This is a genomic window from Sphingobium abikonense NBRC 16140 (assembly GCF_001598335.1).
Taxonomy (GTDB): domain Bacteria; phylum Pseudomonadota; class Alphaproteobacteria; order Sphingomonadales; family Sphingomonadaceae; genus Sphingobium; species Sphingobium abikonense.
Genome location: NZ_BCYT01000020.1, coordinates 1 through 24,350, shown reverse-complemented (window position 1 = coordinate 24,350; position 24,350 = coordinate 1). Strand labels below are relative to the sequence as shown.

The window sequence follows — 24,350 nt, the reverse complement described above, 5'->3', positions numbered from 1 at the left end:
AGCGGCATCAGCGCACAGGCGAGCAAGACGAAGGATGAGAGCCAGTGGATCATCGAGCCACCGCCGTGCAGGCAAGGTCCGAGCCAGCGAGCCGGACCGTCTGCATCATCACCACCGCTTCGGGGAAGTCATTAAGGCAGCCGCAGGGTGAGACGATCTCTTCGCCCGCGCCCAGCGGACAGACATTGTCGCTTGAACAGACATGATAGAAGCTGTCCCAGCCGACGGGCACATTCTGCTTCTCCGCCACGGTTCCTGCCGGAGCGACGCCATCATTGGCGCTGGGCGCGCGGGTCTTGCAGATGGATTCGCATGCCGCAACGGCGGGGAGGTCGGGTAGCGCGAAGGCGCGGGTCAACTGGACGAGGGAGCCGTCGCTGGCCCGCGTCTGATCGGCGAGCATCGTCTCGGTCGAGTGATCGATGATATAGGCGGCACGGCTGAGATCAGGTTGCGCTGTTCCTGATGTGTCGACGATGCAGGCGTAGCGGCGGGTCCGCAAAAAGAAGTCGCGGCTATATTGGAAGGTGCAACTGCCCCTGCCGAACAGGCGGGTGAGGGGCAGGGGTTTGATCCCCGTGACGACGCCATTGCGGACAGTTTCTACGCCGTCGACATCTTCCTGGGACAGGTGGCAGGCAGGGTCACTCGCGTAGCCGGCACAGAGGTCAACCAGTCGCTCGCTGACCTCGCAGGTGGTGTCGACTTGGATCTCTACTGTGACATAACCCCAATTGCCGCCACCCCCGCCGCGCACCCGCGCGCTGACAGATGTCGCGCCGGACTTGAGCCTGTCGGTGAAATCGATGGGCGTGCGATTATACCGGGGATCATCGCTGATTCGGCAGTCGCCGGACGGCAGCCCATCGCCGGTCCACGGGCGCTTGCCGGCGTACCCCACAACCTGACCATTGATCCGTCCCTGGACCCAATCGTCTGCGCCCATTTCGATGATGCGCGCCGAGACGATCCGGTTCGGCATGAGCGGATTGAAGGTAACGGTATAGACGGGCGGGTTGCTGCCACAGCTCCCTGCACCCCGGATCTGGAAGCGCAGGCATCCGGTTCCGCAACTGCTGGTCGATGTGATCGACCCGCTGGCGGAGACGATATCACCAAAGCCCCATTCCTTGACGTTGATCTCGCGTTCGATTGTACAGGAGCGCGTTTCCTCCGCCTTGCCATTGCCGGCTGGCGATGCCGCCAGCGCAGTGAAGACCGAGCTCGTCTGCGTGGCTGCATAGGCATCGCCGTTGATCGCGGTCGGGTTGGAGCGATAGGCAGTCGCTGAGACACTTGGTGAGGCAGTACAAGCCGTGGTCTGCGCGCCGGTGTAGCGGATGACCGGGCCATCGATACTGGCCTGCGCCACCGCGATCCGGGGGTCTGCGGTTGTCAGCGCACCGATGACGCCCCCGCCCAGATCCTTTAGGATGGACGGTAGATTGCCCGAAGCAAGGTTGGCGCCGCAGCTTGCGTTGACGCAATAGCAACCGGAGAGGTCGGCTAGGTCGACCTGCGTGAGCTTCAGGTCACCCGTGCCGCCGACATCCCATTTGAAACTCTGGCACTGGTTCCAGCTTCCGGGGGAACAGGAAATCACGCCATTGGCGCAGATCCCCGAAACCGGGACCGGGAGGGTCAGCGTGGTGTCAAAGGCGCCGTCCAGATCCTTGTCGCGGGAAATGGTGAAGTGCGTGATGTCGCCGGTGCTGCCGGGCTGGACCAGCATCTCGAGCATGGTCGCGCTTTTCTGGCAGGCAAGGTTGGGCGTAAAGCTGCGGCTGTTGTCGACCGTGTTGACCGGCTGGTTGGCGAGGCCCGGCGTTAGGTAATTTTGACCAATCGCGTCGCTGTCGCTGGACTTGGCGCGCGACGCGGCAGCCGCCGCCCGCGCCCGTGCGTCCATGTCCTGAGCGAAGGCTGATTGCGCGAGCAGTGCTGACAGCATCGCTAGGCTGGTCTGGAGGCGTGTCCTCATGCCTCTTTCTCCCTAGTCCGCGAGCGTCCCATGGCGCGGAGCCGGAACAAGGGGCACGATCCGGCAATATCGGATGGTGCCGAGAGGCATTGGAAGGCAGCCCTTTCGTTGATGATGGTCAGCACGGCCAAAGCGGGCGAGGATTCAGGCAGAGGGGGGTATCCTCGCTCGCCGGGGGTACATCTGGCCGTGCTGACCTTCTTCCCATGCGTTTCCAAAGCCGCATGGGAAGAATGGGGTGTTGGAGCGGCGTCGGATGGCGCCAACGCCGCTCCGCCCGCGCAGCGATCGAACGGCCCATCGTGGCCTTGGCGGGCAGACCTTCGAAAGTCGGGAATCGCTGACGGGATCGGGGGAAGGGCTCTGCTGCTCATGGGGTTGATACCACCGCGCAGCAGACTACCTTTTCAAACGACATGAACTGAGCATTGTCCTTGCCCGGCGCATGTTTGGCCGAGGACCAGAGCGCGCCCGGTCGGCCGATATTGACGCATTTGCCGCCCTTGACCGGCTCCATGATCTGGAGCTTGTAGCGGCTCTTGGTCCAGATCGGCTGGGCCTTGAACGAGCAGCCGTCGGCGGAACTGATGGTAAGCGCACCAAGGCGGCCCATCATGAAGGTGCCGCGCGCGGCAAGCCCTGCCCAGGCTTCGACGCTGTCGCCAAAATGAATGTCGCCGGCGACCGGATAGGTGGCGCCCCAACTCCCCATGCACCAGAAAAGCGGATCGATGACCTTGCCGGCAGCCGCTGCGGCGCTGTCGGCCATGCAGGCTAGGCCTGCAGCGGGATTGCCGAAGAGAATGCCCTCAGGCTGAATGATCGCGCCCAGTGTCCCCGACTGCCAGGTCGGCAGCACTTCGGTGATCATGGCGACGTCGAACCCGTCATCCTCGATGCAGGGCAGGTCGGTGAACATGTCGAGCATCTTCCAGACCGGCGAGATATAATAATGCATCTGCGCGAACATCTTCTGGCTGTTGGTGCCGTCCGCGATTCCAGACTGGCTGCCTTGCAGCCCGCCGCCGGTCGGCAAGAGATCGGCGCCCAGCGCCATCATGCATCCGGGCTCAGTCACGACGTCGATCATCCGGTTGGGCGACCAGAAGCTCACCTTCACACCGAACCAGAAGGTTGCGCCCTTGCGGCAGGCGCAGAGCGGCTTGGACGCAGACTGGGCATCAAGCTCCTTGTCGAGTTTGTCGAAACTGCCCACCCGCACGCCGCCGATCGTGATCGGGAAGATGCAGTTCCAGCGGACCTTGGTGATGGGATTGAAGATTGTCCCTGCCTCGCATTTGGAGGCGTCGGCGGGCGCCGAGGCGCTACCGGCGGCGAGGGCCAGCGCGAGCGGCGCCATGCGCGTGAAAAGCCTCCGCTTCATGGTCGTGCACTCCCGCCCGCGGCGCGGAGCGGCGCATATTCGGTGAGAACGAGCTTCTTGCCCTGCTGGGCGACGATCACCGGCGCGACGGTGAGGCCGAGCCTTTCCTTGACCCGCTCCTCCAGGATGAAGAGGGGCCGGCCGCTCCGTTCGGAAAGGTCCAGCGCGTCACCGGCGGTCAGCAGGATGAAATCGGCAAAGCGCGCCTGCTTCAATGCCCAGCCAAGATCGCGGGGATGGATAATGACGAGGCGCTGGGGCAGTGACACATAGTCGAGCGGGTTGAAGGTAAAGCCCTTGGGATAGAGCAGCCGACCATCGGGCAGGCGAATGTCGTCCTCCACCGTGTAGAAGGGAATGAGGCTGCGGACCCGATCGACCTTGGCCTGCCCCAGTTGCGCAGCTCGGAGCGCCGACCAGGTGGAGCGCGGGCCAATTCGGGAGGCGAGGCTGGGCGCCTTTGCGGCGCGAGACTCGATCTCCGCCATGGCGTCGGGCTCGGCGATCGGCCAGGTCCGGCCGATCGTGGAAGTCGCGGCCGTTGCCGTCTCGGCGCAGGCTAGGGCGAGCATCAGCGCGCCGATCAGCGCGTGACGGGCGCGGTGCGGATAGCGCGGCTCAACGGTCATGGCGCAGTCTCCACCATGGTTTGTCCTCAGGGCTTTCGCCGCGGATCGCGCAGATGAGCGCCGAGACGCCGAGCACCCAGCCGGCGAGCAGCAGACCCTGGAGGCGCAGCGGCAGGGTGCCGGGTGTTTCGAGCACCAATATGGTGAGGACGAGCAGCATTAGCTGTGTGCCCACCAGAAGGCGGATCGGCCCGGCTGCCGGGGCGGCGCTGAGGATGCCCTTCATCGCCGGTTCCACCAGTTGCGCAGCCATTTGGCCGACCTGTCTGCAGCGCCGGTCATGCCGATTAGCAATATGCCGCTCGCAAAGCAGCCCGCGGCCACCATGACCGCTGCGCGAAAGATCAGAAAGGGCGGCTTCTGGAGCGCGATCCCGGCGGCGCCGACGAGAAAGCCAAGCATCATCGTCTCGATCGTCACGAGCCGAAAACGCCATTGGAAAGCCTGCGCCTCTGCTTTTGCCGCGGCGCGCGCCTCGATCAAGGCTTCCAGTTTCGGGTCCGGATCGAAGTCGAAGAGGGTCTGTTTTGGGTCAGGAGGCGTGCGCATCAGAGCGGCTCCCCGGTATAGCCAGAGCCGAGGATTTCGGTCGCATCGACACCGGCCAGATCGCAGATTGCTTCGAGCGGCGACATGCCCCTGCGCAGCCGCGCCTCGAATGCCGCCACCTCCTGTGGCGCGCTGGTGTTGATCCAGTAGGAGAAGGGATCGACCACGAGGCGGGCGATGCCCAGGCCAAGAGGCGAGTCGATGAAGACCTCGGAATAGTTGGGCTTGTTGTTGCGAACCGACTTCAGGAGCTCGAGGACGAAGCCCGAATAATCGAGGATCTTGTTCTCGACAGCCCGGTCATAGGTTGATCCCTGAAGGAGGAACCGCGTGGCTGCGTTTTCAAGGATGACCTGTCCCGTCCCGCCGAACAGCAGCAGGTCGCTCATCGACTGGAGGACGACGCCAAAGCTTCCCTGATATTTGCGCGCCCGCCTGTAGCCCTGGCCGAAGACCTCTGCGAGGCGGGACAGGTCCTGCCCGTCGGTCCGGGTCATGAACTGCGCTGCCTCATCGCACAGGACAAAGCGGGGCCGGTCGCGCGCGGAAAGATAAAGTTCCTGCGTTACCGCGTTTACCACCACCATCACGATCACATTGAAGAGATCGGGCATGGCTTTCAGGCGCTCAAGCTCGAGTACGACAAATTCATCGGCAGAAATGTCGAAGGTCGAAGGGCCATTGAAATAATGGCCATAGGCGCCCGAACTGGCGAAATCGCGAAGATTGAACGCCAGTTCGCGGGCGGCGGGTATCAAATGATCGACCTTGTCGAGATCGCTTGTGGCATAAGCGGGATAGGCGCCGAGCCAGTCGCGCACTGCATCGATTCCCGCCTCGGCCCGACCGCTGTCGATCGTCCACTGCACTGCGGATTTGAGGAGATTCCATTCCGAGGTGCTGACGCCCTTGCGGGTCGCGGCATGGGCCATTTCCGCGACAATCGCGACCGCCATGGAAATGGCCGACTGGCGATCGTCGCCGTCGAGCGCAAAACCCATGTCGAAGGGATTGAGGACGAGATGCTCTTCGCCAATGTCGATGTAGCGGCCAGAGCATAGCGTGCAGAGCTTGGCGTAGCTTCCGCCGATATCGATGATGCGGATGAGTGCGCCTTGCGCATAATATTGCTGGCAGAGATTATTGAGGAGGAAGCTCTTGCCCGCGCCGCTCTCGGCCGAGACGATGAAATTATAATTGTTGATGCGCTGATCGAAGAGATCGAGCGTGATGAGCTGGCCCTTGCGCCCGGCATAGAGAAGGGCGGGGCGGCCCCCGCCGCGAAAGTCGGTCTGCACGGGCGCCAGCAGCGCCGCCGCCTTGGCGGGCATAGGAAGGTCGCGCTCCAACATCCTGACCGTGCACCGGTCGGGATAGAAGCCGAAGGGGAGCGCCATCGGCAGCAGGACCGGGTTGAGATAGCTCTCCTCCTGCATCATCCAGGGTAGCGGTTCGCTTTCCCAGAGCCGCTTGGCGCGCGCCGCCATCTCGCGGGCCTGCGCGCTGTCTCGGCCGAACACCCAGATGACCGGGATCACCGAGACGAAGCGGCTGTTCCCCGCCTCGTCGAGCACCCAGCCAATTTCCTCGATCTGCTTTCCGACCTCGACCGCGAAACTGCCGGCGGCCTTTTGCGCGGAGAGGATCTGCGCGCGTTTGTGGATCTCGAAGCTCGAATGATCGAAAAGGATGTTGAGCGTATAGAGGAAAGGGCCGCCAATCTGGTCGCTATCCTCCGAGGCGCCGCGCATGCCGCCCAGCAGCCGGTTGCAGCGCTCGGCAGTGACGCGCCGGGCCGGGGATTTGGGGGTCAGGCAGCGCGCGACCTGATCGCCGAGAAAGAGTTCCGGGCCATCAAAGACGAGATCCGGGCCGGCATCGATCAGCTGCTTGCGCACCGGGCGCGCGGGCATGTCCTCGCTGCCTTGGGAAAAGACCCCAGGCGCATTTTCGAACACGCCGTTGAAGATGCGGCGATAGAAGGTGACCAGTGCGTCGGGCGCAAGGCGGGTGATGCCGAGCTTGGAGAGCTGTTCCTCGATCTGACGCCGCAGATCATGGCCCAGCGGTTTACGGGTCTTGATCGAGAGCAGCAGACGGAAATTACGCAGCGGAATGCCATGGAGAGCGTCGAGACCCTGCGTTCCCTCGCGCAGATAGTCGCGGGTTCTGCGCGCCGAGGCCTGGATCAGCGGATCGGGCCGGGATTTCAAATCGAGGAACGCGTCGAGCGCATCATCGATCAGCGGGTCGGCAAAGCAGTGGAGCTGGACGACGGTGCCAGTGGCGAACTGGATGTTGAGCAGGCCAAGCAGCGCTTGATGGACATGGGCGAAGAGATAGGCGGAGGGGATGAGTTCCCAGGCCTGGCCCCAGCCATCATCGATGCAGAGAAAGGCGTTCTCCTCTTCGACCCAAGCCACCATGGGCAGAAAGTCGGAATAGGAATCGCGCGAGACGCTCTGGCGCAGCCGCTCGAAGGTCATGCCGCCGCCATGGCGGGTGCCAGGCGCCCTCATTGGCCCTGCTCCTGCGGCGGCGCGGGAATGTCGCTGCCCTCGCTCAACGCGGGATTGGCCTTCACTTGCTCCAGAACCGGCACGCGGGCCGCCGGATTGACAGGGGTCACCAGATAATCGCCGACCACCCATTGGGGCTTGTCGAGGATCGAATAGACATAGCGGGGCATGTAGAGCCGGTCGGGACGTTCCCGGTCGGCATAGGGGAGGATGAGGGTGCGGATCGTGCGGCCGGGGCGCAGCATCGGCGTCACCGGCGCTTCGACCAGACCCTGCAATTCGCGATAGACGCTGTCGCGATAGCCGAGATAGGGGGGCGTCACCTTGCCCCGGCTGCCTCCGGTTGTACCGGACGCCGTGGCTGCGGTGCTGCCCTTCAGCATTTTCCTGTCGTTCGTCACCTTGGGATCGGACCGAGAAACAGCGCCGGCAACGGCGTCCTCATAGGCGCGCTCTGGGTGGATGCACTGGCCATGGTCGCTATTCTTGCAGCTGAACTTTTCTGGGTAGGGCGACATGACCGATCCGATCGTGCTGCAAGCGGGGAGGCAGGCGAGCATCAGCAGCGGCGCGCCGGCGCGGCGTACGGACGAGGCTGATGGAAAGGCGAGGAGCGGCATGGGCGGGTCTCCTTGTGTGAGGGGCGGGCGCATCAGAATTTGCTTCCCGCGGTCGGCTTGATTTCGAGGGCGACGCCTTCTTGGATCACCACGACCACATCCTTGGCGGCGCCCACCTCGACGATGGGACCGGCTTGGCGCGCGAGATCGAGATAGAAGTCGGTGAGCTTGTCGGAGGATTTGGAAAGGCCGCCGGCAATGCCGGTTTTGGCCGCGTCGCCCGCATCGAGCGATCGGACGGTGCCGAGCGCGGAAACCGACGTGTCTCCGAATGTGTTGTCGACGCTCTGGCTCATGCCTGAGATCGTGCCGGCAATGAAGCTGCGGGCGAGCGCTGCGCCGGCGCGGGTGACGACGCGGCCCGACAACCCCTTCTTCCCGTCGGTATCGACGAAGAAGCCCTTGATCGGCTGATCGACCACCGAGCGTTCGTCAAAGTCGACGCAGGAGAGGGAGACGAGTTGGACCTCGACCCGCTCCTTGGCAAGGCTGCCCGTCGCGTTGCCGACGACAAAGCAGCCTGACAGGTTCGCCTTGACGTCATTGGGCAGTACGGCGGGGGCCTGAACGCGAGCGATCAGCGGTTCCGGGTTCGAGGTCGCGTCCCGGCTGGCGAGCGCGTCGATCCCGGTCAGCAGCCGCGCCTTCATGAAACCAGGTGGCAAATAGATCGTCCGGGTCTTTTTTTTAACGCTTGTTGGCCCCTTGTCCCCGGCATCGGAAGTAAGCGCGGCGGTGGCGGTTCCGATCGAGCCGACCTGGCGCTCGACCGGCGGGGCGGGCGGTGCAGCAGGAGCCGAAGGCACGGGCGGTGGTGGCAGGCTACCGTCTGCGCTTTCCAGTTCATGCGCGCTGGGGCTGGGCGGGAAGGCCGGGATGTCCCCGGGCATGGCGCTTGGAAGGTCGCCCCCTGCTGTGTCCGTTGACGATCGCGAACCCGGCGCGATTTTTCCTTCCTCGATCGCGGTTACCCGGTCGCCCAGCAGCGCCTGGCCATCGAGGATTTTCTTGAGATCGCCGCGCACCTTAGTCTCTAGGCTGTCGCCGCGAAGACCCGCGCCCATGTCGAGGCGCGATGCTGCCGGCGCGGCCGGCGCTTCGTCCTTTGATCCGGTCGAGGCGGTATAGAGGCCGTAGCCGAACATCGCGATCACCACGCCGACGCCGGCCTGCCGGGCGCGCAGCTGCTGTTTGGCGCTCAAGTTTGCCCAGCGAGCTTTCAGGTCGAGAAGCGCGGGGCCGCGCAGGGGAACGATTTGTCTGTCGTCGCCCTCACTGGCGCCGGCTCGTTTGGGTGGACGGGAATAGCCCTGCATCCCGGCATGCTTGCGAGGTGCGTCTGGGCGCTGGGCAGGATTGCCGCTGCTGGTGCCCTTGTTGTCCGTACCCTTGTTACCGGGGCCTTGATTGTCGCCGCCGCTCATAGCGCGTCTCCGCGGCGGAGCAGGATGAGGCGGGCGCTCTCGCCAGCGCGCAGCGACAAGCGATCAAGGGTGACGCTGAAGATCCGGGCGCCCATGGCGGTGTCGAGGAACAGCCGCTCGTCGACCTCGCTATCGGCGCTCGCTTCGATCCAATATTCGGATGCCGAAAGCCCCGTGCCTTCGATCGCGACGCGGCGGCGCTCGGTGATGCGCAGCGCGGGAGCAGCGGCAAGCGCAAGCGGCCTTGGTGAAACAGCGACCTCGGTGAAGCTGGCGGGCACCCGGTCCTGGAGCATCGAGAGGGTGATCGAGACGGCGCGCTCCTCCTCGACCAGCGGTCCCAGCAATTCGCCATTGGAGCGGGCGCGCTGGCTGGCGCCCGGCGCAAGCGTCACGGTCTGGGCGGGAATATCGGAGGGCTCGGCATAGAGCGGATAGATCGCGCCATTGCAGGTTACGAAGAATTCCGAAGGGGTGGTGACGAAACTGCGCGTTACCTGGCCTGCGTCATCGCTCTCCCTGACGAGGAATTTGACCCAGGCGTCCGCCCCGGCCTTCTCGACCGCGATCGCCTTTTCGGCCGAGAATTTGACGTCTTCGATTTCGCCGCCTTGGCAGACGAAATGATTAATGTCCCGGTTGGAGAGGCGGATGCTGCTGGTCTGATCGGGCAGGGCCATGATGGCATTGCTGGTCGTCTCAGCCATGGCGATGGCGGGAAGACAGGCGGCGAGCAGCGCCGCCGGCGCGCGCAGGCGCTTACCGAAGGTCGGCATCGAAATTCTCCTCGGTGAGAGACAGGAGCCAGAAGCGGCCAGCATCGATCGTGTAGCGAATGCGCAGATTGCCCCGGAACTTGCGGATGACGCCGCCGATGACGCGCACCTTTTCGACGGGCACCAGGATCTGGCGATCGGTCCAGGTGACGGGCTGGTCGGGTCGGATATAGGTCGCGATCGAGAGCGTCGGGTTATTGGCGAGTTCGTCGAGGATCGCGTTCAGGCTGTCGCGGATGCCATTATAAGCGGTCGGGTGGACGATGCTGAGCAGTTCCTGGAACTGCCGGTCTGCCGACAGCGCGGAATATGTGCCCGAGAGCGCGACGATATTGCGCATCATGGTGCGCAGGTATGCGGGGGAGGGCGTGCCCCCGGTCACATAAAGGTCGCCGCCTGCGCCAAAGGGGACCACGACCGTCCGCTGATTTTGAGCAGTCGTGTAAAGGGCAATGCCCAGCACAGCAGTGATCCCGAACAGGCCTGCAATCGAGAATTTGAGGAGCCGGTTTTCTTCGAAGAGGTTGGATGACCCCTGAAGGTAGCGATGGATACCGAAGCTCGCCGGCTTCTCCAGCAGCGGATCGCTGGCTTCTCGGGTGGATGATCTGCCGAACATGGGATACCTCACTCGCAAAAGCGGGTCTGGGTCGGGCCGGGATAGCGGGGAAGCTTGAGCAGCCCCCAGCGCCAGGCGAGATGCGGCATGAAGCCGCGCGGCTTGGTTCGCTTCCAGGGAATGAAGAGGAGAAGGACGCCGAGGAGCGACCAGCCCACCAGCCCGCCGACGATGACGGCGACGAAGATGGTGGACACCACGACGATGAACTCCTGCGCGTCGAACCAGAGGATCTGGACCGGTTTGTGCAGAAATTGTGGAAGTCTCTCGTCCACGTCCTTCTCCCTTGCTTCATCACGCTTGGACCAGGCGTGATTGTTACGAGGAGCGACCATTCGCTCCTCATTTCCGGCGCGGGGTGGACAGCCAGACCCGCGCCAGTCCCTGTTTCAGGCGGGTTTCAGACCATCATGCCGAAGGTCTGGAGGATGGAATCCGCCCGGATCAGGCAGACCGCGGCGACGATCGTCGGGATGCCGATCATGATGTTGGAGAAGAGGCGGCTGACACCGAACAGGAAGGCGGCGACGCCGCCCACGAAGCCGAGCGGTCCCTTGACCCCCTGGTTCACCACGATGTCGTAGATATCGTAGCCAAGGTCGCCGGCGGCCGGCGCCTGGAAGGCGTGGGCGGCCGATGCCAGGGTCATCGCGATCAGCAGGGTTCCCACGGCATCGGCCGACGCAAAAGAGAGGCGGCGCATCCGGTTCCGGGAGGCTACGGGCAGTGAAGCAAGTTTGAGCATGGGCTTTTCTCCAGGCAATAAGGAGCCGTCCCCTGTGAATGCCTGCCGGCACCGACGCGGGTGTTCGTTGACGGCCAGCGAAGGGATGGGTGGCTCCTCGAAAATCGGGGCCCTATCGCCGGCATCTCTTGCTCAGGGCGTCGGCGCTTGTTCGTGCGTCGCCATGAGCCCGCCAAATTTGAGTGGATCAGCTGGGCGGCTTCTTGGGCGCCTGTTTCTCATCGAGCCAGGCTTCGATCTCGGCCTGCTGGAAGCCGGAGATGACGCGGCCATCAAGGATGACCGTTGGGGTTCCAGAGATGCCCATGGCTTTGACGGCCTCGGCATTTTTGGCGACGTGCGCTGCGCCATCCTTGCAGGCAAGCACGGGCTTTGGTGCCTCACCGGCATAGGTGGCGCGGAAGGCAGCCGCCTGGTCCTTCGAGCAGAGGATATGCTCGGCCTTGGATGCCGCTTGAGGGTGGATACCGCTCACGAAATAAATCTGGCGGCGCACTGGCTTGCCTTCGGCGGCCTTCGCCGCCCAGAAGCGGTCGAGGGCACGGCAATAGGGACAGTCGGGATCGGTGAACTCAATGACTGTGGGTGCCCCTGGCGGTCCGATGGTGAGCGCCTGGGTGGGATCGAGGCTGCCGAGCTTTCTCCGCGCGCTGGCATCCTGTGCGAGGGCGGTCAGGTTGACGCCGTTCCGGTCGTAAATGGTGGCGAACATCAGATGGTCGCTCTGGGGCGCATAATAGAGGATGCGGCCACCAGCGCTTGCCTGGAATAGCGGACCCGTGACGGGCGCCGGACCGAAATCCTCGAACTGGAGGTTGGCAAAACTTTGATGAAGTTGCGCTTCTGCCGCACGTGCGGTTGCCGCCAGATCGGTTTTGAGTTGCTCACTTTCGGCTGCGGAGGCGGAATGAGCGGCAATGACGGCGAATGCGGCGATCATGTACCGATGGCGCGATAAGGGAGGGGTCATTGGCCCAGATCCTTGTCCAACTGTAAGTGCGGTCCGAATAAAGCTGCGTCAAATCGAATGCCTTGACCCAGCGTGATCATCGGCGTGTCGATGGCGACTGCGGCGCTAACGGTGTGTACGAAAAAATCCCCGTTCGTTTGGGAGGTCTGCAGAGGCTGCGGCCTGGACGGCTTCTGATTTTCAGCCTTGTGGCCGGCCGCTCCTGCTGGCGCGGTCAGCAAGGCGGCAGGCAGCAATCCAGCCAGAATGGCCGGGCGAAATGCCGACATCGGATTGTCTCCTTTTCTTCAAGGCACGATGCCTTGTCGGACCGACAGGGGGCTGAGGCGCTTATCTTCATCTGCTCAATTGAGCGTTCACATCAGCGCCCCCGTTCGGGATGAACCGGAGTAGTGCTGACAGTGCGGTTTGCCGCAATAGGGAGGGCACTGAGATGCCGAATGCGGCACTGAAGTGCCTAAAGCGGCATCTCAGTGCCGCTTTTCGCAATAAGGCGCCGCTGGAACGGCGATTCAAGCGATAAACGGGGCGGATCGCGAGTGACGAGGCGCTCTTCGCGAATCACTCAGATCACGTCTTCAGTTGAGAGGTCAGAGCAGCAGCGCAGATGCACGGCAGATTGGACGCGCCGATACCAAGACGTTCATGTCGGGATTTGGAGGTGTGGGCGGGCTTGGCGTGCTCGCAAAGCGGAGCCGCCGCCTCGTTGTGCAGGCGAGACGAAGCGACATCATCTGCACCCTCGCAACGCGCATTTGAACTTCCGTCTGCTAGGTTGGCTTAGCCGCGTTCTTCAGATGCTACTGCCTCGAACCTAGTTGGTCGGGCTGAAGCTGGTCGAACCGCTCTGCAATAGCTATCCATCGCTGCACACCTACTTCATCGCCAGCAAGTGCAAGTTCGGTGACTCTCGTGGCAATATGATCCGGCGCATTCCCGCCGTACCGTCGTTCGATGGCCAGTGCCTCGGCCTATCTTTCCTGCTCTTTCGTCACAGCAAGGAAGGAGCCGACGGGGCTGGCTTTGCTTTGTTCCAGGCCTCGGTGGTGCGCTCCATCACGATCAGGTCGTCAGGAAAGCACCGGTTCTGAAAGCCGATAATGTCCTCGAAGCTGCCGCGCAGCCATTTCTCATATTCATCCTCATGCAGCAGCACGGGCATTCTATCATGGACGGGGCGGATCGCATCGTTGCAGTCGGTCATCGCCCCTGAAAACACCGGCCCCCACTCAGCGCTGTCGCGCCAAAGCCCGGCCCATGCAAACACAGCGCCGTCGCGAAGGGAGAACCAGGTTCTTGTTTTCGCGCCTTTGGGGCCTTCTGCTTCCGCAAAATGCGTGACCGGGATCAGGCACCGAAACTCGGGTTTACGCGCTGCGCCAATCCAGAAAGGCTTCTTCAGATCGGCAATATTGTTAACCGGCTTGGGTTTGGATTCCGGCTTCATCGTTTTGAGCCGCACCGGCCAGCCCCATGTCATGCTTTGCAGCACGCGCTCGCCGCCCTGCTCGCGAACCACCATTCCGGGATAGCCGGGATAAACTTCATCGGGAGCGTTGAACTGTGCAACAGGGAGAGTGACGCCGAAATGCGCTGCAACCTCTGCGGCGCTCTTGCGCACGGTGAACAGATTACAGATGGGGTGTTCCTCCATATGTTTCGTCGATCGCTAGAGTAACATAGGCGCTTAGGCAGTAAAGCCGAAGGTAATCCAGCTCTCTGCTCCATCGATAGCGGTCGCAGCGGCCCCCATTTTCTGCCAGTTTCAAGTCTTCAGTAGCGAATGATCCGCGCTTCTGGAGGGTGGTAATGATGGCGCGACGTTCGGCGCCTGCGCCAACCATCGCGTGCTTTCATAGCCGCGTTCTGCGGATCGTGGGTCGCCTCCCAGCGGGCCAGTGGAACACACAAATGGCTGAGAGGTTGTGACGGTAATAGCCGTCAGGAGGCGTTCATGGCTGCGCGACCCTATTGGAAAGGCCAGATCCGGCTGGCTCTAGTCTCGATCCCTGTCGAAATCTATGCAGCGACAAAGAGCGGCGCGACGATCGCCTTCAACCAGATTCACGAACCATCGGGCAAGCGCATCAAATATGAGAAGGTCGTCCCCGGCATCGGGCCGGTCAACCTCGACGAGATCGTCAAGGGCTTTGAATATTCCAAGGGCGAATATGTACTCCTAGATGAAGAGGAAATCGAAGGGGTTAAACTTGAAAGCAAGAAGACCCTAGAACTGACCCAGTTTGTCGATGCTCAAGACATCGACATGATCTATTTCGAAAAGCCCTATTATGTCGTGCCCGCAGACGATCTGGCCGAAGAAGCCTTCATCGTCTTGCGCGAAGCATTGCGCCGTAGCCGCAAGGTCGGCCTTGGCCAACTAGCGATGCGCGGCCGCGAATATGTGGTGAGCATCAAGGCTTGCGGGCGCGGGATGGTCATGGAAACGCTTCGCTATGCCGACGAGGTAAACAAGGCTGCCAGCTATTTCCGTGAGATCGGCGACGGTGATCCGGATGAAGAATTGCTCGATCTTGCCACGACGCTGATCGACAAGAAGACGGGCAAATTCGATGCGAGCGAATTTCATGATCGCTATGTCGATGCGCTCAAGGATCTGATCGAGCGCAAGAAAAAGGGTAAGACCCTCAATATCGACAGCGATGATGACGGCGGCTCTAACCCTCGTGGCAGCAATGTCGTTGACCTGATGGCGGCGCTCAAGAAATCGATCGGGCCTGCGGGTGGGAGTGCCGCCAAAGCCAAGGCACCGGCCAAAAAAGGGACGGGCAAAGCGTCCGCCAAGGCGACGACAAAATCGGCAGCTAAGCCGACGCGCAAGGCTCCTGCCAGGAAACGGGCTTGACGCGGTGAACGATAATTCCCTGCGCGGCGAGGATGATGAAAGCGATACAGCCTTTGCCGAAGCATCCATCACTTTATGGAGCAATCTTGTGGCGCTGATCGGTACGCACATGCTGGAAACCGGTATGCCCCGGCAGGAATTGCTCGACATGCTGACAACGCTGCACGAAACCAATGAGGAGACGATCCGTTCGCCGCGGGCGCGTGCGATAGCGGGTCGTCATCTCATGTCGGTCTATCGCGCGCTGGGAGACACCTGAACGATCTTCATGCGTTTGGACCAAAGCGCTTCCTGTCCGGGTCGCGGCTGCACCGAAATCGATCCTTCACATGCAAGTTGAAAAAGGCGCCTGCGGACAGCGCCTCGCAAAACGCTTCGAAGGTCGAGACCGGAACATCATGGTATAGATATTTTCCGGTATCACGGAAGGTGACGATGAGGATGCGTTGATCCTCGTCATATCCGATCCGGTCGATCATGGAGGAGTTTAGACGTCTGGCGCGCATGGCTATCGAGCGTTTGAATAACCAGGACGGTTCCGCCTTCAACAAGTCCCTAACGCCAACTTGCACGCTCGGGATGCCGGGTTGATGATGGCGCGCTCTTTGAACCTGCGCATGGTCAGCGGGTTTATGGCATCATGACAGATGAACCGATCGACCAGAAGCTGCGGGACATGGCGGAGCATCGGGGCCTCAAGCTTTTGAAGTCTCGCAAACGCAAGCCCGGCAGCGGCGACTATGGGAAATTCGGACTGACGGACGCTGAGGGCAAGGCTCTGCTGGGCGTCAGCGATAAGGGGCTGACCGCTTCGCCAAAGGACATTGAGGCGTATCTGCGAAAGGGGGCCACCGGCACCTGGAAAGCGTCGGCGGAGGCAACGCCCGCCCGACCGCCACATCCGTCCAAAGCGCGCGCGCAGGATGAAGAACCGGACGAGGAGCCAGTCATTCGGCGGCGGCGCGGGGCCACAGACCGAGTGAGAGGGCCTGGGCCGACAGAAACGGCGTCGGCCCCGGCGGCCGCGAGCCGGCCGGTTTCGCGTGCCTCGGACAAAAGCGCAAAACCAGCTACGCGCAGGCGCTCCAAAATCACCGCCGCGGCTGCACGAAAGCATGATCGACAGGCAGATGCCCCCGCCAAGCCAGCCCCCACCGCCCTTGAAATACGGATCGCCAAATCGTCAGATGCGGCAGGACTGTCAGGGCTGCTGCGCCAGCTTGCAGCCGGTAACGCGGACGAACTGGGCATCGCGCGAAATCTTGAGAAACTGCGCAAGGCTGGCGGCGGGGCTTGCGTCGCTGAGAAAGGCGAGATCATCGGCTGCTGCTGTTGGACCAGCATCCAGACGCTCCAGCATGGCCTCATCGGTCGCATAACCCTGCTGTTAGTGGACAAGGGCCAGCGGCGGCAGGGGGTCGGAAGCGCCTTGCTGAACGAAGCCTGCGCAGCGCTTCGCAAACTGGGCTGCAGTCGAATTGAAGCCATGAGCGATATTGCAATCAGCAACGCTCATAATTTCTTCCGCGCGCTCAAGTTCGAGCAGACCAGCTACCGGTTCGCTCGAGATATGGCGTCAGACGACTGATCCGCTTCTGCTTCCCTGCCAGCCTGACCGAGATGCGCGGTTACCGCATAAGACCGGCTGCGCGAAGGGCGTCATGGATGACTTTTTCAACGCCGGCCCTCGCGGACCCGGCAGGGGGTGAAGTCTCAGATGCCATAGGATCGAGTCGGCTGAACTTCACCGCCGGCAAATGCGCGGGCGTTTCATCTGGGCGCTTATAGGTAGAGGCCGCTTGAGCCGTTTGATCGGCGCCAAGCAGACCCCAGGTAGATGCAATCCGCCGGGTTGAGGAGATGCCGGCGTCGAGCATATGGGGCATTGCGCTACCGCATGCTTCCGGCCCGGTAGTCGCAATGGGCGTGCCATGGCCCATTTTGGCAATGCGAAAGTCCTCGACCAGGGGGCGGCTAGAGCCGTCCTTCCAGACGCGGCGGCGATGCTGCCCGATCATTTCGGTGGCGGCGGTCGTGGGATCGAGATCGTGAACCGACAGCCATTGAGCAAGGATCGCATCAGCATTCTTGCTGCTGACCGTCTGATCTGCACTACCGTGCCAGATCGAAATGCGCGGCCAGGATCCTTCATGGCGCGACGCTTTGCGTACTAGATCCCCGAGCTGTTTCGCGTTGATCGCGCCCGGATCGCGCATGGCTTGCAAGGCCTGCTGGACATTGTCCGCCGACCCATGCGGGAGACCTGCGATGATGGCGCCGCCTGCAAAAAGCTCAGGATAGCTCGCCAGCATGACGGACGTCATGGCCCCTCCAGCCGAAAGGCCCGTCACGAAAACGCGCGAAGGATCGATATCATAGGCCGCCACCGTGGCGTCAATCATCTGGCGAATGGAGAGGGCTTCGCCTCTGTCTCGGCGATTGTCTGCCGGAGAGAACCAGTTGAAGCAGAGATTGGGATTGTTCGTTCGCTGCTGCTCTGGAAACAGACACACAAAACCCTGTTCATCGGCAAGGTGCGACCAGCCTGAACCATGGTCATAGCCGTCAGCGGTCTGGGTGCAGCCATGAAGAACCACCACGAGCGCGGGTTTTTCGTGGAGCCTTGATGGCACGTGAATTCTGGCCATCAGGGCGCCCGGATTGGCGCCGAAGCCCTCCAGATCTTTCAAACGGCTTGCACCGACGGCATTCGCCGGAGCGGCTGTCACGCCGCGCATAACGGTGAGCTTTGCAATAGTCGCAGATAATTTGGTCACGCGGATATCTCCCGTTGCCCGGCAGCGCATGAGATCGTCCTAGAGGGCGTTTATGCTGCACTGCACAATATGGCGAACAAGCAAGCATGTGCAAGGTAATAGCGACAAGCGAAGGGACCAAAGTCGTTGCGTTATGCGGTGGAACGACTTGCTCGTGCTGCAGGTTGATCGGCGGTAGCTTGGAAGAAGAAGATGGCTAAAGCTTCGACGCGCAAAGCGGACGACAGTCTCGCACTCTATCGTGCGAAACGGGATTTTACGCGAACCAAAGAGCCGTCCGGCGCGAGCGCACCGATAGCTGGCAATGGCTTCGTCGTGCAGAAACACGCCGCGTCTCGTCTCCATTATGATTTCAGACTGGAGCTGGACGGCGTTCTCCTCAGTTGGGCCGTTACCCGGGGTCCAAGTGCAAACCCGGATGACAAGCGGCTTGCGGTACGCACGGAGGATCATCCACTCGACTATGCGCGCTTCGAAGGCACCATCCCCAAGGGTGAATATGGCGGCGGCACAGTCATGCTATGGGACAATGGCACCTGGGAACCGATTGCCGGGAAGGATGCGCGCAAGACGTTGCCGGAAGGGCATCTTCACTTCATTCTTCATGGGCGACGCATGCAAGGCGAATGGATCCTGTTCCGCTTGAAGCACCGCGGCAGGGAAAAGGGCGAAAACTGGATTCTCAGGAAGGTGAATGACGCTCATGCGGGTGGTTCGGACGATCTCGTGGGCACGCATCTCACCAGCGTCGACACCGGGCGGACCATGGAAGAGATCGCGGCCGGAAAGCCCGTGCCAAAGCGGAAGACGGCGCGGGGCTCCTCTGCCAGGCTTTCTGCCGCGCCGGTTGCCACAGCAGCATCGAAAGCACGCCGGAGGGGCAAATCGGCACTGCCTCCGTTTCGGCCGGTACAGCTGGCAACGCTGGTCGATCATGTCCCGGCGGGAGACCAATGGCTCCATGAACTCAAATATGACGGCTATCGCACCTTATTGGCGATCGGCGGCGGAGAGGGACGGGCTTATACAAGGTCGGGCCTCGACTGGTCCGACCGGTTCGCGAGCCTCATCGCAGACGCCGTGACGCTGGACGCCCGCAGCGCGCTTATCGATGGCGAGGCTGTCGTGATCCTGCCTGATGGACGGACGAGCTTCCAGGCACTTCAGGCGGCGCTGAAAAGCGATCCGGGCAAAATCGACTATATGGCTTTCGATCTGCTGGCGCTTGATGGTGAAGACCTCACAGGCCGCCCGCTGCTTGAGCGGAAGGAGAAGCTGGCTGCGCTGATCGGTGAGGGCCGGGACCATATCCGCTATTCGGACCACATAGGCGGGCGGGGCGAGCAGTTGTTCGATAGTTTTTGCGGCGCCGGGCTGGAGGGCGTCATCTCCAAACGTAACGATGCACGCTACACGGGCTCGCGATCGGGCTCATGGGTCAAGACCAAATGTATTCGTCGTCAGGAATTCGTCATCGTGGGCTGGACCCCGTCGGACAAGCAGCGCGGTTTCCGTGCGCTTCTGCTGGGCGTTCACGAAAAAGGAAAGCTGCGCTACGCCGGTAAGGTCGGGACCGGTTTTAGCGGTGGCGAGGTCGAGCGGTTAATGGCGCTTATGGCGTCGCTTGAACAGAAAAGACCCACGGTTGATGCGCCGCGGGCCGCCGTGCGGGGGGCGACCTGGATCAAGCCTCGGCTCGTTGCCGAGATCGCCTATATCGAGTTCACTGAAGAGGGTGTGCTGCGGCATTCAAGCTATCTGGGTTTGCGGGAGGACAAGAAGCCCGAAGCTGTTGTGCTGGAAGTTGAGAGCCCTGTTACGACCGCGGCGCGATCGGCGATCGCCAGCGGCGTCAGGATCAGCAACAGGGACCGGGTGATATTCCCAGAAGGCAAGCTGACCAAGGGTGAACTGGCTGACTATTATGAGGCCGTGGCTGATATCATGCTGCCTTGGGCCGGAAGCCGCCCTGTCAGCCTCGTACGATGCCCGCAGGGTCGCGCTAAGAAATGCTTCTTCCAGAAGCACGATGCCGGGAGCTTTGGCGACAGCGTCAAGCAGGTCGCGATCCTGGAGAAGGATGGCCATGAGGAGCCCTATCTGTTTGTGGATTCGGCGCAAGGCCTCCTCACCTGCGTTCAGATGGGCACCGTCGAGTTTCATGGCTGGGGCGCGCGGATCGAGGATGTCGAAAAGGCCGATCGCCTCGTCTTTGACCTGGATCCTGATGAAGGACTGGAATTCAAGGATGTCGCCTCCGCTGCTCTCCACCTGCAGGATGTGCTGGGGCAGATGGGGCTGGTGACCTTTCCGATGGTGACGGGCGGTAAAGGGGTTCACGTGATCGCGCCTCTGACGCCGACGGCGGAATGGCCGCAGGTCAAGGATTTTGCCCATCGCTTCGCGTTGGCTCTGGCGCAGGCCGATCCCGACCGCTTTACCGCCGCCCTCGCAAAGGCCAGACGCACGGGCAAGATTTTCATCGACTATTTACGCAATCAGCGGGGCGCGACGGCCGTGATGCCCTATAGTGCGCGATCAAGGCCGTTCGCCCCGATCGTTGTGCCACTGACATGGGAAGAGCTGCGCGATCTTGATAGTGCAGCCCATTGGCATATTGGCGACGCGGCAGAGATGGTGAAGCGAGCCGCGTCCAGGAATCTGGCCAATTGGGGGCGGGCCGACCAGATCCTGCCGGACCTGTGAAGATCGCAACCTATAATGTGAACGGCGTGAACGGACGGCTTCCTGTCCTTCTGCGCTGGCTCCGCGAGGCAGAACCGGACATCGTCACGCTCCAGGAATTGAAGGCGCCGCAGGAAAAATTTCCCGAAGCGGCCATCCGCGATGCAGGCTATGACGCGATCTGGCATGGGCAGAGCCGATGGAATGGCGTGGCGATCCTGAGCCGTATTGGTGAAATTCATGAAACAAGGCGGGGTCTGCCGGGCGATCCCCATGACGAACAGAGCCGCTATATCGAGGCGGCGGTCGGCGGCATCCTCATTGCAGGCCTCTATCTTCCCAATGGCAACCCAAGACCCGGTCCCAAATATGATTTCAAGCTGCGCTGGTTTGATCGGCTGCACCAACATCTGGCAACGCGTATCGATCTGGACGCGCCGGTGGTGATCGCCGGCGACTTTAATGTCATGCCAACGGACCTCGACGTCTACGCGCCCGACCGCTGGCGGGACGACGCGCTTTTCGCGCCCGAGGTTCGCGCTGCCTATCAGCGTCTGCTAGAACAGGGCTGGACGGACGCGCTGCGACATCTGCACCCGGACGAGACAATCTACACCTTCTGGAAATATCTGCGCTTCGCCTTCGAGCGCGATGCTGGCCTTCGCATCGATCATTTCTTGCTAAACGCCAAAGCAAAGGCGCAACTGATCGCAGCCGAGGTCGATAGGGCGGCGCGAGGCTGGGAGAAAAGCAGCGACCATGCGCCGGTCTGGATTGAGCTGGGAGAAAAGCCACGTCGGCGCAGAGCGAAGAAGCCGACCTGATCAGACAGGCCGCGCGGCTTTTCGGAACGAAGCCATGCGGTCCCCCGTTCGACGTTGATCAAAGGTGAAACGCAACAGGAGCGGACAGTGGAAGAGCCAAACCCCGGTCAGAAGCCAAATGCTGAAAAGCGCGCCGCGCAGCAGGGCATCCATGAACAGGCCGCGCCTCGGCCTCAGCCCATTACCGACAGGGAAAAAGCGTTGATAAAAGATGGGCAGGCAAAGGCGCGCTGGGATCGGGATGACGCGCTGGCTGGTGGCCATGGCGATCATAAGGGAGAGGAAGGCAACTGAACGCCCGGGCCAGAACTGTCAGGCAAAAAGAAGGTCGGTCCTGAAAGGGCCGACCTTATTGAGTTTTAGGAGAGGATGCCTGAAAGGCAGGGCGCATGTGGCATCGGGCGCTTGAGCTCGCAAATGCGAAGAGAAGACTGCCGCATGCAGCATTTGCAATCGGCTTAGCTGTCGGCATCGAGTGCCGCAAACCAATCAGCGTACGGCGTATTGCGGGCAAGATGCCGATTGAAATCCGGAGCGCTGTCCTCCCACCAGACCGGCCCCCGCTCGCCGAGCTTCCGCTTGGCAGCATCGACCCGATCCCGCGCCTCTCGCTCCCTTGATATGTTCCCTGCGCGCTTGGCTGACCCCACATCACGACGCGCATCCATGAGCTCGTGGACAAGGAGCTGGCGCTCATCTTCACTCAATGCCGGATTGGTCGCCCGCCATAGTCGACCGCGCACTACAAAATAGCGACCATCCGGGGTCACCGGGCAGGGCGGCGGATCAGTCCTTGCGCTCAGGAAGCTTTTTCCTCTTCGTCGCAGCGAATTCCTCAAGCTGCTTTTCAGACATGGACTTCTCCATATCTTTCGATGCGCCTTTGAGCTTCGATTTGGTTGTTTCGCCGCGCTTGGCGGACAATGCCGCGCCTGCGGCTCTTTGCTGGGCTTTGGACGTAGCGGGCATGATCGCGACCTCTCCTATGCTGAAAGCCTGAACGCCCGGTGTGGTTTCAGGCTCCGTCGCGCCGATTTTTCAGACTGCGGAAGGTGATCGACCAACGGGGAACCTCCATATCCGCGATGCTGTGTTCCCATTCCTGCCGGGCCTCTCCCGACAGTTGGTAGATGGATCGAGGTTCAAGCGGTACCGTCCGCCGGTCAAATCCACTCTGGGTCCGCCGCCTGAAGCGCATGGATGCACTCGCACCAAGCGAGATGCCTACGACCTGATCGAACACAGGGCGGTCACGGTGCCAACCGATGCCCGCACCCCTATCGTAGCGGATGAGGAGGGCCTGGATCAGAAGTTCCGGCGCAAGGCCGGCAAAGCGGGCAGCCCGGTTGCGGATGGAGAGCAGCCAGCCGGGCATAGGGTCGGTCGGGCCAAAATGACCATTCTCAAAATCATAGGTCCAGCCATAGCTGGTGGTAAGCCGTTTTCCGGTCCACTGGTGAAACCGAAATGGCGTGAGCGGGGCCGCATTGATGTGTTCGATCAGGTCCGCTTCCTCAGCCTCGCTCAAAAAGTCGGCGGCATAGTCGAGGCCCGGAAGAAGCGCTGGCGCGAACAGATCGATTTGTTGGGTATCGGCCATCTTCATAGCAAAGCCATCTGACTGTCAGCTGAAGGCGGCAACTGCCGACTTCTCCAGAGGTCTTCGGTCCTCTCGACACGGAACCGCTCGGCAGCGAAGGGCGCTCGGTACTGAAATCCGATCACGCTTTCGATCGGGCCATGCAGCCATGCGGCATATTCATGAGAGTCCAGAAGTACGGGCATCCGATCGTTCGTCCCCATAATTGCCTCATTGGCGGGCATCGTCATGCCGGCATAAACCGGGCCCTGTTCCGGCATGTTCCGGCAGAAGCCTGCCCAGGCCATGATCGGCTGGCGCTTCAACGAAAACCATGTCCGCGTGCGGCCGCCGGGTGGCCCGTCGGGATTGGCGAAATGGGTCATCACGATCAGGCAGCGATAGCGCGGATCTGCCACCATCTGATCCCACATGGGATTTGTGAGGTCGGCGACCAGTCCGATCCTTCCTGGCTCTTCACCGCGTTCGCGCATTTCACGTGTCATGCGGCGAAACCCCCATGTCACGCCGCGCATGATTCGCCGACCCTTATTCTCGAAGACCACCAGTCCCAGCGCGCCTTCGCTGGTCTCGGATGAAATCTCGATCGGGGCCGGCATATCGGCGCTGAAATGCTCGGCGACCTCGCCCATTCCCGCAGCCATGCAATGCAATCTCGACATGACCGATCAGTTGGGCTTCTGGCCGTCGCCGGCGATAGAATTGAAACGGTCGAGCAGACCATCGATCGGATGGATGCCGGTCTCTTCAAAGGCCGAGCGTAGATTTTGCGCATGCTGTCCGAGCATCTTGCCATAGGCCTCGGCGCCCTTCCGCAGGCTCTGCCGTGTCGGGAATTCAGGTGCCTGCTCCATGATGCAGGCAAGGCCCATCAATATGCCTTCCACCGCGAGATCGGGATCGACCGTTTGCTCGCTATCCCGAACTGCTGACCCCAGGATCAACTCCAGCGTCTGCTGGGCAACGCGAAGCTGCGTCGCCTCGCTGGGCGGCAGGCTATCGATGCCTCAATGGCGATGATGCGTGCGGTCATGCTGCTGCCTCCTTACCAAGGAATTTCATCATCGGTGACAAGCTCGGGATCATGGCTGGGATGATAACGCGCCGATGACGATTCGTGCTCCGATTCGGCGGCGGGCTGGAGGATCGAAGGCTCTTCAGCCTCGTCCTCCCCAAGCTTGAGGCTTAATTTTTTTCGCTGCGAGACCATCGGTTTTCCTGCCTTGTTTCAGAAGCGTATCGCAGAGGATACGCCTGCTCGACTCCACCCCCGTTGACTTGGACCCTGTATAGAACAAAATAGGAACGAATCCAACCGCGAGCCAAAAGGAGGCCCTTCGATGATGGAAAGAGGGGCGCGTCCCCGCGTTGCTGCCCTGCGT

General features: G+C 61.7%; 30 protein-coding genes. 5 read left to right on the top strand and 25 right to left on the bottom strand.

What is annotated here, in order from left to right; all coding sequences use genetic code 11:
• Positions 1-49: 49 nt before the first annotated feature.
• The 16 genes from SAB01S_RS15925 to SAB01S_RS15855 all read right to left on the bottom strand — a co-directional run bounded on the left by SAB01S_RS15925 (position 50) and on the right by SAB01S_RS15855 (position 13,870).
• The gene (locus SAB01S_RS15925; protein WP_062734257.1) at positions 50-1,981 is read right to left on the bottom strand and encodes a hypothetical protein; all 1,932 of its coding nucleotides are present in this window, start codon (positions 1,979-1,981) and stop codon (positions 50-52) included.
• A gap of 370 nt (positions 1,982-2,351) precedes the next feature.
• The gene (locus SAB01S_RS15920) at positions 2,352-3,365 is read right to left on the bottom strand and encodes a TraU family protein (protein ID WP_062734256.1); all 1,014 of its coding nucleotides are present in this window, start codon (positions 3,363-3,365) and stop codon (positions 2,352-2,354) included.
• Positions 3,362-3,994 carry a hypothetical protein gene (locus SAB01S_RS15915; protein ID WP_062734254.1) on the bottom strand — a complete coding sequence of 211 codons (633 nt, stop codon included), beginning with the start codon at positions 3,992-3,994 and terminating at the stop codon, positions 3,362-3,364. The genes SAB01S_RS15920 and SAB01S_RS15915 overlap by 4 nt, the downstream gene beginning before the upstream one ends.
• Positions 3,984-4,247 carry a hypothetical protein gene (locus SAB01S_RS15910; RefSeq protein ID WP_228227476.1) on the bottom strand — a complete coding sequence of 88 codons (264 nt, stop codon included), beginning with the start codon at positions 4,245-4,247 and terminating at the stop codon, positions 3,984-3,986. Before SAB01S_RS15910 ends, SAB01S_RS15915 begins: the two co-directional genes overlap by 11 nt.
• A complete protein-coding gene (locus SAB01S_RS15905; RefSeq protein ID WP_062734252.1) occupies positions 4,217-4,543 on the bottom strand; it encodes a hypothetical protein in 327 nt (108 codons plus the stop codon). The genes SAB01S_RS15910 and SAB01S_RS15905 overlap by 31 nt, the downstream gene beginning before the upstream one ends.
• Positions 4,543-7,062, bottom strand: a complete 2,520-nt coding sequence (locus SAB01S_RS15900; protein ID WP_062734251.1) for a TraC family protein — start codon at positions 7,060-7,062, stop codon at positions 4,543-4,545. Before SAB01S_RS15900 ends, SAB01S_RS15905 begins: the two co-directional genes overlap by 1 nt.
• Positions 7,059-7,682 carry a TraV family lipoprotein gene (locus SAB01S_RS15895; RefSeq protein ID WP_062734249.1) on the bottom strand — a complete coding sequence of 208 codons (624 nt, stop codon included), beginning with the start codon at positions 7,680-7,682 and terminating at the stop codon, positions 7,059-7,061. The genes SAB01S_RS15900 and SAB01S_RS15895 overlap by 4 nt, the downstream gene beginning before the upstream one ends.
• A 32-nt stretch (positions 7,683-7,714) precedes the next feature.
• Positions 7,715-9,106, bottom strand: a complete 1,392-nt coding sequence (locus tag SAB01S_RS15890; protein ID WP_228227475.1) for a TraB/VirB10 family protein — start codon at positions 9,104-9,106, stop codon at positions 7,715-7,717.
• A complete protein-coding gene (locus tag SAB01S_RS15885) occupies positions 9,103-9,882 on the bottom strand; it encodes a type-F conjugative transfer system secretin TraK (RefSeq protein WP_062734247.1) in 780 nt (259 codons plus the stop codon). Before SAB01S_RS15885 ends, SAB01S_RS15890 begins: the two co-directional genes overlap by 4 nt.
• A complete protein-coding gene (locus SAB01S_RS15880; RefSeq protein ID WP_062734245.1) occupies positions 9,866-10,501 on the bottom strand; it encodes a TraE/TraK family type IV conjugative transfer system protein in 636 nt (211 codons plus the stop codon). Before SAB01S_RS15880 ends, SAB01S_RS15885 begins: the two co-directional genes overlap by 17 nt.
• Positions 10,502-10,509: 8 nt before the next feature.
• Positions 10,510-10,776 (bottom strand): type IV conjugative transfer system protein TraL, encoded by a 267-nt coding sequence (locus SAB01S_RS15875; RefSeq protein ID WP_062734244.1) that lies wholly within the window; start codon positions 10,774-10,776, stop codon positions 10,510-10,512.
• Between the two features lie 125 nt (positions 10,777-10,901).
• Complete coding sequence (locus SAB01S_RS15870) at positions 10,902-11,246, bottom strand: hypothetical protein (protein WP_157078370.1); 345 nt, start codon at positions 11,244-11,246, stop codon at positions 10,902-10,904.
• A 187-nt stretch (positions 11,247-11,433) separates the two neighbouring features.
• Positions 11,434-12,216: a DsbC family protein gene (locus SAB01S_RS15865; RefSeq protein ID WP_083951390.1), complete on the bottom strand. Its 783-nt coding sequence runs from the start codon at positions 12,214-12,216 to the stop codon at positions 11,434-11,436.
• Positions 12,213-12,485 carry a hypothetical protein gene (locus SAB01S_RS15860; protein ID WP_062734239.1) on the bottom strand — a complete coding sequence of 91 codons (273 nt, stop codon included), beginning with the start codon at positions 12,483-12,485 and terminating at the stop codon, positions 12,213-12,215. Before SAB01S_RS15860 ends, SAB01S_RS15865 begins: the two co-directional genes overlap by 4 nt.
• A gap of 531 nt (positions 12,486-13,016) precedes the next feature.
• Positions 13,017-13,178 carry a DUF6961 family protein gene (locus SAB01S_RS19060; RefSeq protein ID WP_407696102.1) on the bottom strand — a complete coding sequence of 54 codons (162 nt, stop codon included), beginning with the start codon at positions 13,176-13,178 and terminating at the stop codon, positions 13,017-13,019.
• Positions 13,179-13,207: 29 nt separating this feature from the next.
• Positions 13,208-13,870 (bottom strand): SOS response-associated peptidase, encoded by a 663-nt coding sequence (locus tag SAB01S_RS15855; protein ID WP_062734237.1) that lies wholly within the window; start codon positions 13,868-13,870, stop codon positions 13,208-13,210.
• A 300-nt stretch (positions 13,871-14,170) separates the two neighbouring features.
• On the opposite strand from SAB01S_RS15855, the gene ku reads away from it, so the two are divergent.
• Both ku and SAB01S_RS15845 read left to right on the top strand, forming a co-directional pair.
• The gene (ku, locus tag SAB01S_RS15850) at positions 14,171-15,082 is read left to right on the top strand and encodes a non-homologous end joining protein Ku (RefSeq protein WP_062734236.1); all 912 of its coding nucleotides are present in this window, start codon (positions 14,171-14,173) and stop codon (positions 15,080-15,082) included.
• Positions 15,083-15,086: 4 nt separating this feature from the next.
• The gene (locus SAB01S_RS15845; protein ID WP_062734234.1) at positions 15,087-15,341 is read left to right on the top strand and encodes a hypothetical protein; all 255 of its coding nucleotides are present in this window, start codon (positions 15,087-15,089) and stop codon (positions 15,339-15,341) included.
• 7 nt (positions 15,342-15,348) lie between these two features.
• On the opposite strand, the gene SAB01S_RS15840 is transcribed toward SAB01S_RS15845, so the two are convergent.
• Positions 15,349-15,561, bottom strand: coding sequence for a KTSC domain-containing protein (locus SAB01S_RS15840; protein ID WP_062734232.1), 213 nt, complete (start codon positions 15,559-15,561; stop codon positions 15,349-15,351).
• Positions 15,562-16,283: 722 nt separating this feature from the next.
• Positions 16,284-16,442: a hypothetical protein gene (locus tag SAB01S_RS18895; protein WP_245646509.1), complete on the bottom strand. Its 159-nt coding sequence runs from the start codon at positions 16,440-16,442 to the stop codon at positions 16,284-16,286.
• On the opposite strand from SAB01S_RS18895, the gene SAB01S_RS18890 reads away from it, so the two are divergent.
• Positions 16,398-16,670 carry a GNAT family N-acetyltransferase gene (locus tag SAB01S_RS18890; protein WP_245646508.1) on the top strand — a complete coding sequence of 91 codons (273 nt, stop codon included), beginning with the start codon at positions 16,398-16,400 and terminating at the stop codon, positions 16,668-16,670. The genes SAB01S_RS18895 and SAB01S_RS18890 overlap by 45 nt on opposite strands.
• Before the next feature lie 40 nt (positions 16,671-16,710).
• On the opposite strand, the gene SAB01S_RS15830 is transcribed toward SAB01S_RS18890, so the two are convergent.
• Positions 16,711-17,859 carry an extracellular catalytic domain type 1 short-chain-length polyhydroxyalkanoate depolymerase gene (locus SAB01S_RS15830; protein WP_062734307.1) on the bottom strand — a complete coding sequence of 383 codons (1,149 nt, stop codon included), beginning with the start codon at positions 17,857-17,859 and terminating at the stop codon, positions 16,711-16,713.
• A gap of 192 nt (positions 17,860-18,051) precedes the next feature.
• On the opposite strand from SAB01S_RS15830, the gene ligD reads away from it, so the two are divergent.
• A complete protein-coding gene (gene ligD / locus SAB01S_RS15825) occupies positions 18,052-20,565 on the top strand; it encodes a DNA ligase D (protein ID WP_062734228.1) in 2,514 nt (837 codons plus the stop codon).
• On the top strand, positions 20,562-21,368 hold the full coding sequence (gene xth / locus SAB01S_RS15820) for an exodeoxyribonuclease III (RefSeq protein WP_062734226.1): 807 nt from the start codon (positions 20,562-20,564) through the stop codon (positions 21,366-21,368). The genes ligD and xth overlap by 4 nt, the downstream gene beginning before the upstream one ends.
• Here xth and SAB01S_RS15815 read toward each other — a convergent pair whose 3' ends face one another.
• The 6 genes from SAB01S_RS15815 to SAB01S_RS18525 all read right to left on the bottom strand — a co-directional run bounded on the left by SAB01S_RS15815 (position 21,369) and on the right by SAB01S_RS18525 (position 24,178).
• Positions 21,369-21,632, bottom strand: a complete 264-nt coding sequence (locus SAB01S_RS15815; protein ID WP_218016162.1) for a hypothetical protein — start codon at positions 21,630-21,632, stop codon at positions 21,369-21,371.
• A 522-nt stretch (positions 21,633-22,154) separates the two neighbouring features.
• Positions 22,155-22,337 carry a DUF3008 family protein gene (locus SAB01S_RS15805; protein WP_062734221.1) on the bottom strand — a complete coding sequence of 61 codons (183 nt, stop codon included), beginning with the start codon at positions 22,335-22,337 and terminating at the stop codon, positions 22,155-22,157.
• A gap of 46 nt (positions 22,338-22,383) precedes the next feature.
• On the bottom strand, positions 22,384-22,974 hold the full coding sequence (locus SAB01S_RS15800; RefSeq protein ID WP_369405247.1) for an alpha-ketoglutarate-dependent dioxygenase AlkB: 591 nt from the start codon (positions 22,972-22,974) through the stop codon (positions 22,384-22,386).
• Positions 22,971-23,600 carry an SOS response-associated peptidase family protein gene (locus SAB01S_RS15795; RefSeq protein WP_245646507.1) on the bottom strand — a complete coding sequence of 210 codons (630 nt, stop codon included), beginning with the start codon at positions 23,598-23,600 and terminating at the stop codon, positions 22,971-22,973. Before SAB01S_RS15795 ends, SAB01S_RS15800 begins: the two co-directional genes overlap by 4 nt.
• A gap of 36 nt (positions 23,601-23,636) precedes the next feature.
• Positions 23,637-23,843, bottom strand: coding sequence for a hypothetical protein (locus SAB01S_RS15790; protein WP_169802580.1), 207 nt, complete (start codon positions 23,841-23,843; stop codon positions 23,637-23,639).
• 170 nt (positions 23,844-24,013) lie between these two features.
• The gene (locus SAB01S_RS18525; RefSeq protein ID WP_157078368.1) at positions 24,014-24,178 is read right to left on the bottom strand and encodes a hypothetical protein; all 165 of its coding nucleotides are present in this window, start codon (positions 24,176-24,178) and stop codon (positions 24,014-24,016) included.
• Positions 24,179-24,350: the final 172 nt, after the last annotated feature.

Coding starts and splice junctions, on each gene's coding strand:
- SAB01S_RS15840 (WP_062734232.1), bottom strand. CDS start 15,561: ATGATCGACCGGATCGGATATGACGAGGATCAACGCATCCTCATCGTC.
- ku (WP_062734236.1), top strand. CDS start 14,171: ATGGCTGCGCGACCCTATTGGAAAGGCCAGATCCGGCTGGCTCTAGTC.
- SAB01S_RS15800 (WP_369405247.1), bottom strand. CDS start 22,974: ATGAAGATGGCCGATACCCAACAAATCGATCTGTTCGCGCCAGCGCTT.
- SAB01S_RS15795 (WP_245646507.1), bottom strand. CDS start 23,600: ATGGGCGAGGTCGCCGAGCATTTCAGCGCCGATATGCCGGCCCCGATC.
- SAB01S_RS15905 (WP_062734252.1), bottom strand. CDS start 4,543: ATGCGCACGCCTCCTGACCCAAAACAGACCCTCTTCGACTTCGATCCG.
- SAB01S_RS15880 (WP_062734245.1), bottom strand. CDS start 10,501: ATGTTCGGCAGATCATCCACCCGAGAAGCCAGCGATCCGCTGCTGGAG.
- SAB01S_RS15890 (WP_228227475.1), bottom strand. CDS start 9,106: ATGAGCGGCGGCGACAATCAAGGCCCCGGTAACAAGGGTACGGACAAC.
- SAB01S_RS15860 (WP_062734239.1), bottom strand. CDS start 12,485: ATGTCGGCATTTCGCCCGGCCATTCTGGCTGGATTGCTGCCTGCCGCC.
- SAB01S_RS15885 (WP_062734247.1), bottom strand. CDS start 9,882: ATGCCGACCTTCGGTAAGCGCCTGCGCGCGCCGGCGGCGCTGCTCGCC.
- SAB01S_RS15805 (WP_062734221.1), bottom strand. CDS start 22,337: ATGCCCGCTACGTCCAAAGCCCAGCAAAGAGCCGCAGGCGCGGCATTG.
- SAB01S_RS15900 (WP_062734251.1), bottom strand. CDS start 7,062: ATGAGGGCGCCTGGCACCCGCCATGGCGGCGGCATGACCTTCGAGCGG.
- SAB01S_RS15920 (WP_062734256.1), bottom strand. CDS start 3,365: ATGAAGCGGAGGCTTTTCACGCGCATGGCGCCGCTCGCGCTGGCCCTC.
- SAB01S_RS15870 (WP_157078370.1), bottom strand. CDS start 11,246: ATGCTCAAACTTGCTTCACTGCCCGTAGCCTCCCGGAACCGGATGCGC.
- SAB01S_RS15815 (WP_218016162.1), bottom strand. CDS start 21,632: ATGGCCACCAGCCAGCGCGTCATCCCGATCCCAGCGCGCCTTTGCCTG.
- SAB01S_RS15910 (WP_228227476.1), bottom strand. CDS start 4,247: ATGGCTGCGCAACTGGTGGAACCGGCGATGAAGGGCATCCTCAGCGCC.
- SAB01S_RS15855 (WP_062734237.1), bottom strand. CDS start 13,870: ATGGAGGAACACCCCATCTGTAATCTGTTCACCGTGCGCAAGAGCGCC.
- SAB01S_RS15915 (WP_062734254.1), bottom strand. CDS start 3,994: ATGACCGTTGAGCCGCGCTATCCGCACCGCGCCCGTCACGCGCTGATC.
- SAB01S_RS18895 (WP_245646509.1), bottom strand. CDS start 16,442: ATGCTGGAGCGTCTGGATGCTGGTCCAACAGCAGCAGCCGATGATCTC.
- SAB01S_RS18525 (WP_157078368.1), bottom strand. CDS start 24,178: ATGGTCTCGCAGCGAAAAAAATTAAGCCTCAAGCTTGGGGAGGACGAG.
- SAB01S_RS15895 (WP_062734249.1), bottom strand. CDS start 7,682: ATGCCGCTCCTCGCCTTTCCATCAGCCTCGTCCGTACGCCGCGCCGGC.
- SAB01S_RS15865 (WP_083951390.1), bottom strand. CDS start 12,216: ATGACCCCTCCCTTATCGCGCCATCGGTACATGATCGCCGCATTCGCC.
- SAB01S_RS15925 (WP_062734257.1), bottom strand. CDS start 1,981: ATGAGGACACGCCTCCAGACCAGCCTAGCGATGCTGTCAGCACTGCTC.
- ligD (WP_062734228.1), top strand. CDS start 18,052: ATGGCTAAAGCTTCGACGCGCAAAGCGGACGACAGTCTCGCACTCTAT.